This is a genomic window from Tolypothrix sp. FACHB-123, assembly GCF_014697075.1.
In the GTDB taxonomy this organism is placed as follows: domain Bacteria; phylum Cyanobacteriota; class Cyanobacteriia; order Cyanobacteriales; family Nostocaceae; genus Aulosira.
In genome coordinates, this window is record NZ_JACJRE010000002.1 from 256,878 (window position 1) to 272,815 (window position 15,938).

The following is a 15,938-nucleotide window of genomic DNA, read 5'->3' on the forward strand; positions in this document are numbered from 1 at the left end:
CCTCTAAATTGTAGCCAATGACACGATTTTCTGCATGGATGTTGGTGTTGAGTTTTCATAGGCAATTTTTCCCAAAAACCAACCACCATCAGTATTTCAATAGTTTTGAAACCAATCAAGAATACTAAAGGCATAAATAATTTATGCCCTAAGTGTTAGTAATTCATTACAAATAGTACAAACTCCAATTCCTTGGGTAGAGGATGTTACCTGCTGCATGGAGTATGAAATATTGGTAATTCCTTCCCCATTTCCCATAACTAGCAAGGATAATTAGAGTTTTTGAACATTAACTGTTGTTAATTAAATAACCTGCATTTTCCGATAGAAAATAGCAGTATTAATTGCTGTTAATTTCCTTGAGCGATTGCTTACAAGGGGCTAAAGACCAATTTCGGATAAAGGTTAATGGTTCCCTCTCTTTTCATATTCTCATAAACTTATACCCATTCTCTATAAACTTTTACTTAACAATTTGTTGACGGTTGACTGTTGACTGTTGACAGAGAAGAATTTGTTTGTGGTTCTTTCACTTTTTACTTTGGCGATTTGTTTGCTTAAGCCTTTGTCTTTTTCTTTCTGGTGGAAGGTGCTGCGGTTTTGCGCTTTGTCTTTGGTTGTGAAGTCTGTTGGGAAATAAACTCAGTGGGTGAATCAGTCTCAGTAGCTATATGAAGCCGGAGAAACTGCACCCACACTTCATTGTTGAGTAAATTGAGAGCAGTATCGGGGTTTTGTTGCGCGATCGCACTGAGCAATTGACGGTATGCTAGGCGTAATTGCTCAATAAAAGCTGCTTCTGCTTCTACCTGACTCAGTAATAATAGCGATGATTGTAAAATTGGGGAATCATCTGCTAAATTATGGGATTTCAAATTATGAATTACCACGTTTAGATATATTGGCAGTAATTCTAACCAATTATTTTCCTGTATTTGGTTCAGTGCGGTTTCTAGCTTACCCAGCGTACCCCAAATACATAAACATTCTCTGGCTAATTGAATATCACGTTTTTCTACAGCTTGTTGCCATATTTTTCGGACATAATTTTGACAGCGAGTAGATAAAATTTCGTAGGCTTCTTGGATTATTTGGATTTTTTTTACTTGATAAACTAATTCACCTAATGGTATGTGTGATTCGTGATAATTGCGCCAGTGATAAAAACCACATTGGTAAATTTCTTGATCAATTATGATTTCTTGAATATAAACATCTTCTTCTAAGCCAACAATCTGCACTGATGGTACATCTTCGGGTGTTTTAATTGCTTGGAGTTTTTCTTTGATTTCTAATAAATTTTCTGGCTCCCATTCTAATCCATAGCTAATGATTATCGAAACGCCACGCTTCGCTAATTCTTCTAAAGCAGCGATAAATTCGGAGTTTAGATTTAAATGATGTAGCCAAGTTGCATAAATAATAATTTGCTGTTTGGCTGTACTAACAAGTTCTAAAAAGCTTTTGTTAATTTCGCGATCGCGTAATTGAATTACGTCTTTTTTCTGACTATTACCTAAAGCCTGTTGATAAATATTTTCTAATCTGGCTGCTGTTCCGGCATTTTGGTATTTTTTGGCGGCTTCACGCTCAAAATTTAAGCTTTCATTGGGTAATTTACATAATGTATCCAAGGAGATTTTACCTTCAGATAGCAGTAAGTCTAGCCATTTTGAACGGGAATCTAAAATCTGCTTTCCTTTTCGCAGTTGGATAATTAATTTTTCGTTGCTAGTATCAAAAATGAGAAATAGAGAGATTTTTCGCCAAATAGTTTGTGTAGAACCTATGGTTCTAAAAGCAGTGACAATCTTTCCTGTTTCTGGTACATGAAGCCCTAAACCGGAAGCTTGGAGATTTTTTTGGACTTGTTCTAAATTCAAAGTAGAAATTATATTGTTTGACTCATTAAGCTGTAAAATACTTGTCAAACTTGGGAGATTAATTACTACTTCATTTAATGGCTCGGCTTGAAAGGTTACTGTTTCACCTAAAGAATCTGCGATCGCATAAATTTGCACAGCATAGGGAGGCTGAGGTACTGCGCCTTTATCATAAAATAATCGCCCTTGTTCGGTAACTGTAATTGCTGATTTTGGGGCGAGTGTTTGTAGTTTTTGTAAATTTTTAATTGTACTTTGAACGAATATTTGATCTAAACCCAATAGAGATGCTAACTCTTGGGCTGTTGGTGCTGGTTCAAATTGAATTCCTGCACGAATAATAAATTCTTCGAGTACGTTAAATGGACGAGGTTCGGTAATTGTTAGTTCTATATTTGTTTGCTGCAAACTATAGCGTAATTGACGGGCGGCGACAACTGATAAATCAGGATTTTGCGTTTCAATTTCTACTACTAGATTTTGCAGGCTGTCATCAATTGGTTTAGCTGAAGATGCGAGAAACATCTATGAAACCTCCATGATGACTGACAATATTAGCAACTTCGGAATACATACTGCCAACTTTACCTGATTGTTGGGTGAATAAATCGTGACAACCGACAATTACTAGTAATTCTTGGGCGCGAGAAAAGGCGACATTCACTCGTTCTGATTTTTTTGCAAATCCGACATCGCCTTTATTATTATTGCGTACCATACTCACAATTACTACTGGGCGTTCCATACCTTGAAATCTATCTACTGTACCAGTACGAATTTGTAAGGAAGGAAAAAATTCTGATTGCAAACGTTCATCAATTTTTCGCAGTTGTGCGCCGTAAAATGTAATTACAGCTATTTCTTTTCTGGGTTCGCCACAAGCAACTTTTGCAGCCCAAGTATTTTCAAATTGCTGACAGATACGTTCAATTACATCAATTTCTTGGAGATTATATAAAGAAGTTCCTTCACGCTGTTCTTGAAATTCCGTTTCTTTGGGCATTTTTACCCAGATTAAATGATGCTGTGGTTGAATAAGTTCCCCCCCTAAATCATGGGCGCGTTTAATATCTGGTTGTAGAATTCCGCATTCTAGTTTACCTTGATAAAATTGATTGATTGCGCCCATAATATGAGGGTGCATTCGATATTGGGTAGTTAGCATTTGTTTAATGCTGGAATCTGCTTCTTCAAATTGGCTTTTAAATAGTGATTCTTCTAAAAATTGCAATTCTTCTCTGCTACTGCCAATTTCTTGCACGACTTCCTCTAAAGTATTAGTATCCATCATCGGTGGTAGTTGGCGATGATCGCCTACCATAACTAACTTTTTACCTTTTAAAGCGGGAATGAGTAATTCTGGTGGGGTACATTTACTAACTTCATCGATAATGACAACATCAAAGGATTGAAATTCTTCGGAAAAATCTCGTCCGGCTGCTTGCACACAAGTGATACCAACGACGTTACAATTGTCTAAATAGATTTGTCTTAAATCGTTGCGATCGCGTTCTGAAGGGTTACGAACTTTTGCAATCCAATCTTGGATAAATCCTTGATATTTTTGCAGATGGTTTTCATCTTGACTGAGTTGCTGTTCGCCTGACTCAAATTGATATTTGATGCTGCGTAAAAATTCTAAATCGTATAAGTTAGCTGGGGGAGATTTAGGCTTAAACTTATCTGGTAAAATTTGCCATTCTCTTTCCCACCACTGACGCTGGGATAATAGGGTATCTGGTGGCTGGGGTTGATTTCTTTCAGCTAATTCAGCTATTTTGAGTTTTAAAGTCTCAAGCTGTTGCTGAAAAATTGTAATTTCTGCTGCTACGGTTGCTAGTTGTTCTTCAAGAGAAATCTGAATATTTGCTAATACAGCAAAAGGTTCGATAGATGAAATTAAATTTTCCAGTTGACTGAGATGATTTATCCAAGTATGTACGTGCTGGGAAAATTCTTGAGGATGTTCCCAAATTTTAGCTTGATTTGTTAAGTATTTTTCAGCTAAAGTCCGCAATTGATTAGGTACGTTTGACTGTTGATTTAGTTCTTGTAAGATATTAATTGCTCTTTCGAGTTTTAGATTAGCATCTTGTCTCGCTGTTTCTATCTGGGTTTGAGTTTTTAATATTTGAGTTTGTGCAACTTCATTGTTGTGCAGTTCGTTTAGCTGTGCTTGCAAATGTTGCAGTTGTTTTTCTGCTTCAGTTTTGACTTGGAAAACGCACTGACGCGCATTTGTTAAGATAATATCTATCAGTTCTTGAGTAATTTTATTCAGAGTTGATGGGCTGTTGTTTACTTCCCAGACAGTGCTGTAAGTTTGTTGGATTTTCTGTATAAAAATACGAGTAGTTTCAACTAGAGTTTGGCGCTGATTAATTTCGAGATATTGATAGTTATTAAATTGTGTATAGATTTCTTGCCATTGAATGATATCGCTATTTTCTAATACTAGGGGAATTTGGCTAAAATTTTGCTGTAAAAAGTAGCTAAAACTATGCTGTCTCCCTTTCCTATTACTAAAATTACCTTCTATTTCATAAGCTATGGCTTTTGTTAATAACTCCCAATCTGGTAGATTAACTGTATAGTTCGCTGGCATCAAGGATATTTTTTGAGAATTAGCCAGCGTCAGTAATTCTGGTGGTAATTGCAGTAAATCTACTGTTAATGCTTGGGAAGTTTGGCGAGAATTAGCTAAGATTTCCGCTACGCGATGATTTGCTGTAGATTTCCATTCTTTAACAGCGTTGATGACTGCTTCGATTTCTTGCTTGCGAGTTTCCCAAGTTTGAATTGTTTGTTGTAAACTATGCTGTTTACTAAAGAATTTTTGATGATTCTTTTCTAATTGCTGTAAATTGTGCGAATGCTGTTTAAAAACCTCTACTGCGGCTGCTACTTCTAACATCGCTACAGTAGCACTCTGAGCGTAAATTAAGGCGGTTCTAAAGTCAGGAATTCCTGAAACTACAGTTTCTCGTAGCCATACAGCTAACCCAAAAGCACCGCATTGGGGGCGAAGTAAACCAAGTCCATCGGTTAAGCTGATGGCTTTACTGACATTAAGTAAAAAGGTTTTAACTAAATGATTATTGTCTGTATAGGGTTTGAGATGGGGGAGAAAATTAGTAACTTCTGGCGCTTCCCAATTGACAATATTTGGGGCTTTGAGGAGATTTTCTAACCCCGATATGAGAGTTTCAATTTGATTTTTTTTAGCTAATGCTTCCTGATAAAGTGCTTCTTGCTTGTTAACATTACCTTCTAATTTTGGTAGACGTTGATTTACATCCTGTTGACTCTGCTGAAATTCTGCTTCTGCTTGAAAGTAAGCATTAAACTTTGCTGTTGAGGCGAGTAATTGGCGGTAAAATTCTACATTTTCACGGCGTTTACTGAGATTAGTTTCGCAATCATGGGCAGTATTTTCTAACCAAGTACCGATTACTTGATCTTCTAAAAAAGGCTGTCCTTCTTCGCCAACTTTTTCAGCGCGTCCTTTACGTATCGCCCGAATTACGGGGTTATGAACTAAACGACTGAGGGCGTTATCTACTGCTAAATTTGCTTGAGAAGCTATCAGAGTTCGCCCACCACGTAATGCAATTTGATAGCAAATTTCAGCAATGACAGTGGTTTTACCTGTCCCTGGCGGACCTTGAATTAAAACTAAATCTTCGGCGGAAAGTACGGTTTCTACTGCTGCTTTTTGTCCGGGGTTTGCAGTAGATAATAATAATTCTTCAACTTCTAATTCTACAGTTTTTTGAACTGGTCTAGCTTGGGAAGCGTCGAATAAAAAATTACCTAAATAAGGATTTTGGGTGCGTCCATTATTTAAATCATCTAAGGCTTTTTTCTTGCGTTGAATTTGTTTAATATCACCCAAGGCTTCAAAACATAAAAAGCCGGTGGTGGGAAGTTGATAACGTCCGCTAGTTAGATAATCAGCTAACTCTCGTTCTAGGTTGAGGCTAATTGTGCCGCGTTTTTGGTCAATTTCTGCAATCGAACCTATTAACCGCCCTTCTTGCCAATTTCTCCCAGTAGGTGCAGTTTCAAATAGTTTTAAATCGTCGTTTCTAGCTTTTCTTACCCTTCCCCAAAAATTGTCTTCATCTAAAGGATTTTCGGGGGAACCGTCTAGAGTTGCTGAGGTAATATCAATTTCAAAACTGATGCGTCTTTTAAAGTTGTAGTGATATCTGGTATAAGAAATACAGAATTGGCGTGCTTGCGCAATTTTTTCTTCAATTTGTAAAAACGCTTTCCAAGCTTTGAGTTGTTCTTCTGTGGGTATATAGTCGCCACAAACTGGGGCTTCGGCTATGCGGGGAAATACTGACGAAGGAATGCCGATATGATGTTCGTGATTGGGTAACAGGCGTAAGTTAAAGGGTACGGCGTAAGCATCAGCTTGTCCCCGTGAGATGGGGAGTAAGTAGACGGAGAGTAGCTTTAAACCGGTGTCGCTATTTTGTTGAACTGCGGCTTTAAATGCTAAGGTTTTACCGAGTTTTTGCAGTCTGCTTGGTAATTTACTTTCTGGAGAGTCTGTGGCGATGATTAATTCCCAAATTTCTTCTTTTGCAGCTTTTCCCGCACCTTTACGCCGGATGTGAAATAAACAAGGTCTTTGTCCGACACATTCATACAATAATTCATGGGCGTATTCTCGGCGTTCGTTGAATTCGGGATATGCTTTGAGGGTAGATGCGTCTTCGAGATGGCGGATTAAGTTATCAACTGTCGAACCTACGAATATGTAACCCCAATCTTCGGAGGCTTTTTTTAGCCGGGAGGAATTTGATGCAACTTTGGCTGCTGGTGGTTTGGCGGCTTTGCGAACTCTTTCCGCCTCGAATTCGGAGATGGTGCTGCTGGGGCTTTTGGCGGTAATGTTGAGTTGATCGCAAATTACTAGTAGCTTTTTGCTGTCTAGTTTTAGTTCGCTTGCTAGTTCGTAGATTCTGACTTTAGTTTTGTTCATCCAGTAACTTGGGTTACTTGTGCGGAAGTTATATTTATAAAAATCTCACGCCAAGGCGCAAAGGCGCAAAGAGGTAAGGAAAGATTTAGAGTTTGTATTGTTGGTAGATTTCGCTAGCGGCGCGATGTATGAGGGAGTGTCGCCAGACGAGGGATTTTAAGTCATCGGCGTAACCACCACCGATGACGCAAGCGACGGGGTAACCGGCGCTGACGCAGGTGGTTAAAACTTGCATTTCGCGACGGAATATGCCAGTGTCTGTTAATGCTAATTTTCCCAGGCGATCGCCTATATGAGGATCTACGCCAGCATCATAAAATACTATATCTGGTTGGACTTGGGATAATAAATCTGGTAAGTAATTGGCTAAGGTTTGTAAATAAGCGTCGTCTTCCATTCCCACTGGTAGGGGTACGTCTAAATCGCTTTGCTGTTTGGTACCGGGAAAGTTGACTTCGCAATGCATTGAAAAGGTAAATACGCTGTCGTCGTCTTGGAATATAAACGCTGTACCGTCGCCTTGATGGACATCTAAATCTACGATTAAGATTTTTTGCGCTAGTCCGAGTTTTTGTAATACGCGAGATGCGATCGCTAAATCGTTGAAAATACAAAAACCAGATCCATAATCAGGAAAGGCATGATGTGTTCCACCGGCTGTATTGCAAGCTAAACCATGAGTCAGTGCTAGTTGGGCAGTGAGTATTGTACCACCAACCGCTACACAGGTACGATTTGCCAAAGCTGGACTCCAAGGTAAACCAATCCGCCTTTGTGCTTTCACATCTAAGGTTCCCTGACAGTAAGCTTGGACATAATCGCTACTGTGAACTAACTCTACTAATTCTGGCGGTGGTGGTTGAGGTGTATGAAATTGTTCGATTTGCGCTACCCCATCAGCTAACAGTAATTCGTATAGTTGGCGGAACTTTGACATCGGGAAGCGATGTCCTGGAGGTAAGGGCGCAATGTAATCTGGGTGATAAATAATTGGTAAGTACATTGTAGTGGGGCATGGAGCATGGGGCATGGGGCATGATTGAGTTGTTATTTGCACCGACTGACTTAGTAAAAATTATTTATCAAACAATTTCGCTCACTAATCCCCAGTATTTATATCATGCATCTGCTGCAAACTATATCCTTACGGTACAGGCTGCGCTACCACAGCGAGATGTAGAAGTTACTATAAATCCATAAAATATCACACAGTTAGTGAGCTAATTTACAAGCTAAAATTTATCCATTGTGAGTTACTCTAACTAAGTACCCTGATCTTAAATAGCTACTTGCAAATTGATGATGATGATGCAATGGATTCTGCCGATTGTATTTCTTCTTGCTGGCTTATTAGCGGGAGTAATTGGAGAAAGGTTTCTCTTCAAGAAATTGAGAGTATTTGTGAGCAATACCAAGATTCCTGGAAGTGAAATTATATTTTCAGCGCTGCATCGCATGACTTTTATTTGGTTTGCGCTTGCAGGCTTTTCGGCAGCAATTCTGAGTGCGCCAATTAAGCCAGATATTGCTAATTTACTGCAAAAATCTATTACTGTAATTGTACTTTATTCAGTCACGCTAGTTTTGGCGAGATTGAGTGCTGGGTTTGTCAATGTATTTACCCACAGAACTGAAGGCGTATCAGCATCACTACTTTCTAATATCGCTAAGGTTGCTGTTATTGTTCTTGGTTCATTAATTTTATTGCAAACTGTTGGGGTGGAAATTACACCGATTGTCACCACATTAGGTATTAGCGGTTTGGCAGTTGGTTTAGCACTAAAAGATACTTTGGAAAATTTATTTTCTGGGTTCTATTTAATAATTTCTAAGCAAGTGAGAACTGGGGATTATGTCAAGCTAGCAGACAACCATGAAGGGTATGTGATAGATATTTCTTGGCGCAATACAACTATCCGCGAACTTTCTAATAATGTGATAATTGTGCCTAATTCTAAATTGGCTTCGGCAATTTTTATTAATTATCATCTGCCAGTCAAGGAAATTACCTTAACCCTGAATGTTGGGGTTGATTATGAAAGTGATTTAGAACATGTTGAAAAAGTGACTGTGCAAGTTGCTAAAGAGGTAATGCAGGAGATTGCACCAGAATTAATTGCTAATGAACCTTATATTAGATTTCACAAATTTGGCGATTTTAGTATAGATTTTACTCTTTATATGCGCGTCAATGAATTTTTTGACCAGCGTATTGGCAGACATTTATTTATTAAGAAGTTACACAAACGCTATCAAGAAGAAGGAATTAAAATACCTTTTCCAGCTAGGGAATTATATATACCAGAGAATTCTGCCAAAATTGAACGTTAATTAAGCGGGATTGGCGGGATAAGGACGGGGAAACCCCGCCCCTATGGGATGGGTTCTGTTAATGATTATTTCTTACCGGGGGTGCGTCCGCCTTCATCGTTACTACCACCGTGAGGACGAGAATTACCAGGGTCGCAACCTTCTGCACCATTTCCTATGCCTTGGTTACAATTAGGGCGTGGTTTTTTATCGTCTCCCTCAATTTCGCCTTGGTTGAGGACTTGAGAACGTTGCACTCTTTCTACTGCATACTGAGAGGAGATATCGGCTACTTCACCAGTGCTGACTAATGATTTATATATCAAAGCAGTCACTTCCGCTCTGGTTGCTACTTTATCAGTATTGAGGGTTTGAACATCGGGATAGTTCACAACAATACCCCGTTGTGTGAGTGCTGCGATCGCATTTCGCACATCGCTACGAATTGAAGTAGCATCGCTATAGGCTGCTAAAATCGTTTCGCTAGAGCCAGTAAATGTATAGTTTAGTCCTTTGGCTATGGCTAGCAGCACTTCTAAGCGAGAAAGACTTTGGGCTGGATTGAATTGATTACCGGAAACGGAAATAAAGCCTGTAGAATAAGCTTCGCGAATAGCGCTATAAGCCCAGTGTTTGGTCGAAACATCACGGAAACTGACGGGATTGCGCACTGTAACTTTCTCAAAAGCCTGACTCAACATCGCTGCAAATTGGGCGCGAGTCAACTGTTCATCAGGACGGAAATTACCATCGGGAAAGCCTTGGATAATTTGTAATGCGGCTAATTCAGCAATAAATTCTCTCGCCCAGTGGCTTTGTGGGACATCGTTAAACCTAACTTGAACGCTGTTATCTATGCCAATTTCGCGATATTTCAACATCATCTGGCTGACATTGTAAACAGAATTGTTATTATTGCCAACTTCAATGAGTTCCACCAGTTCCCCAGGTGTAGATTTCAACGCAGAAGCCATAGAGGAACTGAAGATAGTACTTGATTGACGCAACACGCTGTATTCACCTTGAGTAAAGGAGGTAGGATAAACACAGTTTGCGGGAATTGTTGACCAACCTTGAACTTTAAATTGGCTAACGCTGATGTTTCGCGAACTTCTAAAGAAGGTAACGCGCTGATTGCTGACTTGGCTGAAATAGTCGTAAGTGGTGCTACCCGCATCAATTTTGCCATCGGAGTTGGCATCAGCACCATATATAGTACGCACAACTTTGTATTCGCTGGGGTTAGCAGCCAGAATTAAATTCACTGTGGTTTTGGCTGCTAAACATTCAAATTCGCTATAGCCAATAAAGCGGTTTTGAGTATCATACAACCGCACGACGACGCGATCGCCTGCTTTTAAACCCTTCACGAATTTGGCTTTTTGCTGAATTTTGTACTTGTAATCGCCTAAAAACCTTTCTTTTAAATAGCCTTTACCACGTTTACTTTTCACAGAAACACGGGTGATGACTTCGGACATCTTACCAGCAGGTTGCCAAATTTTTAGGGTGACACCTTTATTTTTCTTGTGAATGCGGTTTTTGTCGTCGTCATCGTCATCGTCGTCATCGTCGTCGTCATCGTCGTCATCATCATCGTCATCATCGTCGTCATCGTCGTCATCGCGAGAATTATCAGCTACCAATTGTTTCTCTGCATAATTGCTGATATTTGACTCACCAGAATTAGATAACCCTGATGTCGCGAAAGTTGGCGATATCGGTAAAAATGTCACTACAACAGCAGCTATAACAAATTTACTCCAGTAAGTTAAATAACTCCGATTTGTGTGTTTCATCTCAGTTCATACCAATGGCTATTAGGTTACAAAAGCCTAATTTAGGCTGTTAATGCTTATCCCTTTTTGAGGACACCATTAAGATAGCCTAAAAAAGACACACTTTATGCACAGGATTTTTACTTACTACTTAGAAGCAAAATGCATAACATTGTTCCAGTTATAGCTACAAATATTGCCAGATGATTTGATTTGAACTTAAGTGCCCATTGTCACCAGAATTTTATCTGCTCATCTGGGTTAATACAGGAATCGGCAGATGATAACAGCAGTCTTCATTTCAGCGATCGCAATGAGGACTAGAATGTTGTTTAAAATTCTCGCAGGCGGGAGATATTACTATAAAGACAATACTTTAGGAATCTTAATAATGAATTTAACGACCCAGCAGTCGCCTTCCGTGACTTTGGAAAAATACTTTTGGACTTGGCGCGGCTATAAAATTCATTACACTGTCATGGGTTCAGGACAACCTTTGGTGTTGGTTCATGGCTTTGGCGCTTCTATTGGACACTGGCGCAAAAATATTCCCGTTTTAGCAAACGCAGGTTATCAAGTCTTTGCGGTGGATTTGTTGGGTTTTGGTGGTTCGGAGAAAGCACCGATTAATTACAGCTTGGAAGTGTGGGTAGAACTTCTCAAGGATTTTTGGATAGAACACATCAAACAACCTGCCGTATTTATCGGTAATTCCATTGGTGCATTAATTAGCTTAATGGTACTGGCAGAACATCCAGAAATTGCTGCGGGTGGTGTTTTAATTAACTCGGCTGGGGGTTTGAGTCATCGTCCCCACGAATTGAACCCACCGTTACGAGTTGTGATGGCGGCTTTTAATAGAGTAGTGCGATCGCCTATCACAGGCAAATTTGTCTTTAACCGCATCCGCCAAAAATCCCAAATTCGCCGCACCCTTTACCAGGTGTACCGCAATCGCGAAGCTGTTACCGATGAATTGGTCGATTTACTTTATACCCCAGCTTGTGACCCAGGTGCGCAGCAAGTCTTTGCATCAATTCTCACAGCCCCTCCTGGGCCTACTCCTGGGGAACTTTTACCCAAAGTCGAACGTCCTTTATTAGTAATTTGGGGTGCTGACGATCCTTGGACACCAATTACGGGAGCAAAGATTTACGAAGAAGCGCGGGAGAATGGTAAAACCATCACAATTATCCCCATTCCCAACGCTGGTCATTGTCCCCATGATGAAGTTCCTGATATTGTCAATTCCCAAATTGTGGATTGGCTAGCGCAAAGGTGATGATTTCCGCGCATAGATATCTTTAAGATGTCTATGCGTCTTTGTGATATTAAGTCTTAGAGGTTGTTTGAAAAGTGATTGGCTGTGGTTGTAAGCACTTATTGATCCCCCCTACCCCCCTTAAAAAGGGGGGCAAAAACCTCTTAAAGTCCCCCTTTTTAAGGGGGATTTAGGGGGATCTAAAACGTTGTGCTACCAAAAATTAGACTTTTAAAACATCCTCTTAACTTTTGCCAATCCACATTCACCAAAAAAGTCTGAAGTCTCTCCAACAAACAATAACTTCAGTCTTTATTTGCCAAATTAAAAGAGTGTGGTAATTATCTATGGAACTTGATGTGCGTAATGGATATCAAGGGAAGATTCCCTTTAATAAATATCCAGATTTTTCTCAGCATGGCTATCAAGTTCTCCAAGAATTAGGACGCAATCGGGAAGCAGGACGCACTACTTATTTGGCTTATGTACTCAAGACTAACCAAAAAGTAGTAATTAAAGAGTTTCGTTTTCCCCATGCAATTGCTGATTTGTCTGGTGTGAAAGCTTATGAACGGGAAATTCAAATGCTGCAACAACTAAATCATTCCCGGATTCCCCGCTATCTCGATTATTTTGAGACAGCAGGGAATTTTTATATGTTGCAAGAATATAAAAACGCTTTATCTTTAGGATTACAACGGAAATTTGCACCGGAAGAAATAAAGCAAATTGCTATTTCTTTATTAGAGATTTTAATTTATCTGCAACAACGAGTTAACCCAATTATTCATCGAGATATTAAACCAGAAAATATTTTAGTTGATGAGAAGCTTAATGCTTATTTAGTAGATTTTGGTTTGGCGCAGAACCAAGGTGAAAAAATGACCCTCAGCAGTTTAGCAGCAGGGACACCAGGTTTTATGTCACCAGAAGAAATTTTTGGTTATTCTCTCACCGCCGCATCAGATTTATATAGTTTAGGAGTAACTTTAATTTGCTTACTTACTCGTACTTCTGCGGGAGATATTCATAAATTAATTGATGCTCAATATCGCTGGAAATTCCAGCAAAAATTATCGCCTCAAATCAGTCCCTACTTTAAAGCTTGGTTAATGAAGATGGTGGCACACAAACGCCAGCATCGCTATACAAATGCAGCCACCGCCTTAGCAGCATTGAAACCGATTGCAGTAATTGGTAATGGTACTGTTTTAGAAACTTTCATGGCTGCTGTGAAAAGTAGAAAAAAAGGTTTTGTTTTAGGACTCGCTACTTTAGGTACTTTGGCTGTAGCTGGGAAAAATTTAGCGATCGCACAATCAGCAGTCATCAATGAACAGGTACTAGAAGCAAGCGATAATCACAGCTTACAGTCAAACTTTCATCGCCAACAGAAAACTCAGCCTTAAAAAGCTGTCGGAAAAACCCATTTCTCCTATCAGATGAGATAAAAGCACCCCAACCCCGTTGAAGGATGAAAGTTAACAGTCAACCGTCAACAGTCAACCGTCAACCCTCAACGTGAAATTCCATCTCCGGAGGATGGGATGAGTTTAAAGCAACATCATTTCACTTCCGAACTCGGAGTTTCGCCTTCTGAACTCGGAGTTTCGCGTTCTGAACTCGGAATTTCGCGTTCTGAACTCGGAATTTCGCCTTCTGAACTTGAAGTTTTATCTTCAGAACTCGGAATTTCGCCTTCCGAACTTGGAGTTTCACCTTCAGAACTCGGAGTTTCCTGTTCTGAACTGCATTAGTGAAGAAAATTTGGCGATCGCTTGTGCTTCATGCTAGACCAATTGTGAGAAAATCTGCTCTTAAAGCCATATTTACTGTATTTTTGGGTCAAATTGGTATAATTTTTCTAACTAAAAGCTATTGATTGCGCCTTTCTTCATGGGAAGATGCAAACGCGCCTCTTTCCCTCAGGTAAAATATCCCATGCAACTCCTAGGGTAATAAAATCACGCCGATAATTCCCGGTTTTCTCAGGCTAACTCACTATATATCCAAATATTTTTTAATTTGTCAGTTGCTAATTTGAATAATGCTGTGAAAAAAATCCTGATTTTGTCAGCTAATCCTAAGAATACAGACAAACTCCGCCTGGATGAAGAAGTGAGAGAAATTCAGGCTGGTTTAGAACGTGCTAAAAGTCGAGATCAGTTTGAAATTATCACTAAATGGGCAGTGCGGACAGATGATTTACGCCGGGCGCTTTTGGATTATGAGCCGGAAATTGTTCATTTTTCGGGACATGGGGCGGGAAATCAAGGTTTGGCTTTGGAAAATAATACCGGACAAATGCAATTGGTGAGTACCGCTGCACTAGCAAGACTATTTAAATTATTTCAAAATCAGATTGAGTGTGTATTTTTAAACGCTTGTTATAGCGAAGTCCAAGCAGAAGCGATTTATCAACATATTAATTGCGTGGTTGGTATGAATCAAGCAATTGGCGATCGCGCTGCCATTGAATTTGCTGTAGGCTTTTATGATGCATTGGGCGCAAATAGAACCTATGAGGAAGCTTATGAGTTTGGTTGTGTGGCTATTGATTTAGAAAGTATTCCCGAATCGGCTACACCAGTATTCAAAAGTCGCCATAGCTCTAAAGATAATCTCAAAATCCCCACAGAAACCCAAGCAGAAAAGATTACCCCCCAATCAACACCCAAAACAGTCATATCTTTAGAAAATCCCGAAGGACAAGTACCTCTAGATTCTGCTTTTTATATTGAACGTCCCCCAATAGAAATAGATTGTAATGAAACTATTCTCAAACCAGGGGCATTAATTCGCATTAAAGCACCGCGACAGATGGGTAAAACATCTTTAATGACGCGGATTTTGCATCATGCACAGCAACATGGTTATCAAACTGCATCTTTAAACTTTCAAACCGCCGATGCTGAATTTCTTAATAGCTTAGATTTATTTTTACAGTGGTTTTGTGCCAGTATTACTAACGAATTAAACTTACCAGATAGATTAGCAGATTATTGGCAGGGGATTTTAGGTAGTAAGAATAAATGTACAAATTACTTTCAGCGCTATTTATTACCAGAAATTAAAAATCCTATTGCTTTAGGTTTAGATGAAGTCGATGAAGTCTTTAAACATCCCACAATTGCAGCGGATTTTTTTGGTTTATTGCGGGCTTGGCACGAACGTTCTAAAAATGAAGCACTCTGGAAAAATCTCCGCTTAGTAATTGCCCATTCTAAAGAAGTTTATATTCCCTTAAACATCAATCAATCGCCCTTTAATGTGGGTTTACCAATTGAATTACCCGATTTAAATCACTCACAAGTGCAAGATTTAGTCAAGCGTCACGGGATAAACTGGGCTGATTCCCAAATAGAAGAATTAAGACAGTTAGTAGACGGTCATCCTTATTTAGTTAGGGTAGCGCTTTATGAAATTGCCCGTGGTAGGATAACCCTGAACAGATTACAGCAAATTGCCGCCACAGAAGAAGGCCCTTACAGCGATCATTTGCGCCGTCATTGGTTAAATTTGCAAGTAGACACAGAATTACTCGATGCAATTAAACAAGTAGTCACAGCAAATTCTCCCGTAGATGTAGGCGCAGAAGCAGCCTTTAAACTCCGCAGTATGGGGTTAGTGAAATTTCAAGGGAATGATGTGATACCTTTGTGTGATTTATATAGGCAGTATTTTACTAACCGCCTAAAAATTAAGTAAGT

At 39.5% G+C, this 15,938-nt stretch carries 9 protein-coding genes; 5 read left to right on the top strand and 4 right to left on the bottom strand.

Features of this window, described 5'->3' with window-relative positions:
* Positions 1–557: 557 nt before the first annotated feature.
* The 3 genes from H6G41_RS02460 to H6G41_RS02470 all read right to left on the bottom strand — a co-directional run bounded on the left by H6G41_RS02460 (position 558) and on the right by H6G41_RS02470 (position 7,882).
* Entirely contained in the window at positions 558–2,408 is a 1,851-nt protein-coding gene (locus tag H6G41_RS02460; RefSeq protein WP_190743266.1) for a hypothetical protein, read from the bottom strand.
* Positions 2,386–6,879, bottom strand: a complete 4,494-nt coding sequence (locus tag H6G41_RS02465; protein ID WP_190743268.1) for a translation initiation factor IF-2 N-terminal domain-containing protein — start codon at positions 6,877–6,879, stop codon at positions 2,386–2,388. The genes H6G41_RS02460 and H6G41_RS02465 overlap by 23 nt, the downstream gene beginning before the upstream one ends.
* Before the next feature lie 85 nt (positions 6,880–6,964).
* Positions 6,965–7,882: a histone deacetylase gene (locus tag H6G41_RS02470; RefSeq protein WP_190743340.1), complete on the bottom strand. Its 918-nt coding sequence runs from the start codon at positions 7,880–7,882 to the stop codon at positions 6,965–6,967.
* 32 nt (positions 7,883–7,914) lie between these two features.
* Here H6G41_RS02470 and H6G41_RS02475 point away from each other — a divergent pair, with 32 nt between their 5' ends.
* Together H6G41_RS02475 and H6G41_RS02480 are read left to right on the top strand one after the other, a co-directional pair.
* Positions 7,915–8,079, top strand: coding sequence for a hypothetical protein (locus tag H6G41_RS02475; protein ID WP_190743270.1), 165 nt, complete (start codon positions 7,915–7,917; stop codon positions 8,077–8,079).
* A 105-nt stretch (positions 8,080–8,184) separates the two neighbouring features.
* Positions 8,185–9,210 carry a mechanosensitive ion channel family protein gene (locus tag H6G41_RS02480; RefSeq protein ID WP_190743342.1) on the top strand — a complete coding sequence of 342 codons (1,026 nt, stop codon included), beginning with the start codon at positions 8,185–8,187 and terminating at the stop codon, positions 9,208–9,210.
* A 65-nt stretch (positions 9,211–9,275) separates the two neighbouring features.
* On the opposite strand, the gene H6G41_RS02485 is transcribed toward H6G41_RS02480, so the two are convergent.
* The gene (locus H6G41_RS02485) at positions 9,276–10,988 is read right to left on the bottom strand and encodes an S-layer homology domain-containing protein (protein WP_190743272.1); all 1,713 of its coding nucleotides are present in this window, start codon (positions 10,986–10,988) and stop codon (positions 9,276–9,278) included.
* Between the two features lie 370 nt (positions 10,989–11,358).
* On the opposite strand from H6G41_RS02485, the gene H6G41_RS02490 reads away from it, so the two are divergent.
* The 3 genes from H6G41_RS02490 to H6G41_RS02500 all read left to right on the top strand — a co-directional run bounded on the left by H6G41_RS02490 (position 11,359) and on the right by H6G41_RS02500 (position 15,936).
* A complete protein-coding gene (locus H6G41_RS02490) occupies positions 11,359–12,249 on the top strand; it encodes an alpha/beta fold hydrolase (protein ID WP_190743274.1) in 891 nt (296 codons plus the stop codon).
* A 326-nt stretch (positions 12,250–12,575) separates the two neighbouring features.
* The gene (locus H6G41_RS02495; protein ID WP_190743277.1) at positions 12,576–13,637 is read left to right on the top strand and encodes a serine/threonine-protein kinase; all 1,062 of its coding nucleotides are present in this window, start codon (positions 12,576–12,578) and stop codon (positions 13,635–13,637) included.
* A gap of 643 nt (positions 13,638–14,280) precedes the next feature.
* Entirely contained in the window at positions 14,281–15,936 is a 1,656-nt protein-coding gene (locus tag H6G41_RS02500; protein WP_190743279.1) for an AAA-like domain-containing protein, read from the top strand.
* Positions 15,937–15,938 lie beyond the last annotated feature (2 nt).

Excerpts from the sequence above, each read along its gene's own strand:
- H6G41_RS02480 (WP_190743342.1), top strand. The coding sequence starts at position 8,185 with ATGATGCAATGGATTCTGCCGATTGTATTTCTTCTTGCTGGCTTATTA.
- H6G41_RS02465 (WP_190743268.1), bottom strand. The coding sequence starts at position 6,879 with ATGAACAAAACTAAAGTCAGAATCTACGAACTAGCAAGCGAACTAAAA.
- H6G41_RS02495 (WP_190743277.1), top strand. The coding sequence starts at position 12,576 with ATGGAACTTGATGTGCGTAATGGATATCAAGGGAAGATTCCCTTTAAT.
- H6G41_RS02485 (WP_190743272.1), bottom strand. The coding sequence starts at position 10,988 with ATGAAACACACAAATCGGAGTTATTTAACTTACTGGAGTAAATTTGTT.
- H6G41_RS02475 (WP_190743270.1), top strand. The coding sequence starts at position 7,915 with ATGATTGAGTTGTTATTTGCACCGACTGACTTAGTAAAAATTATTTAT.
- H6G41_RS02490 (WP_190743274.1), top strand. The coding sequence starts at position 11,359 with ATGAATTTAACGACCCAGCAGTCGCCTTCCGTGACTTTGGAAAAATAC.
- H6G41_RS02470 (WP_190743340.1), bottom strand. The coding sequence starts at position 7,882 with ATGTACTTACCAATTATTTATCACCCAGATTACATTGCGCCCTTACCT.
- H6G41_RS02460 (WP_190743266.1), bottom strand. The coding sequence starts at position 2,408 with ATGTTTCTCGCATCTTCAGCTAAACCAATTGATGACAGCCTGCAAAAT.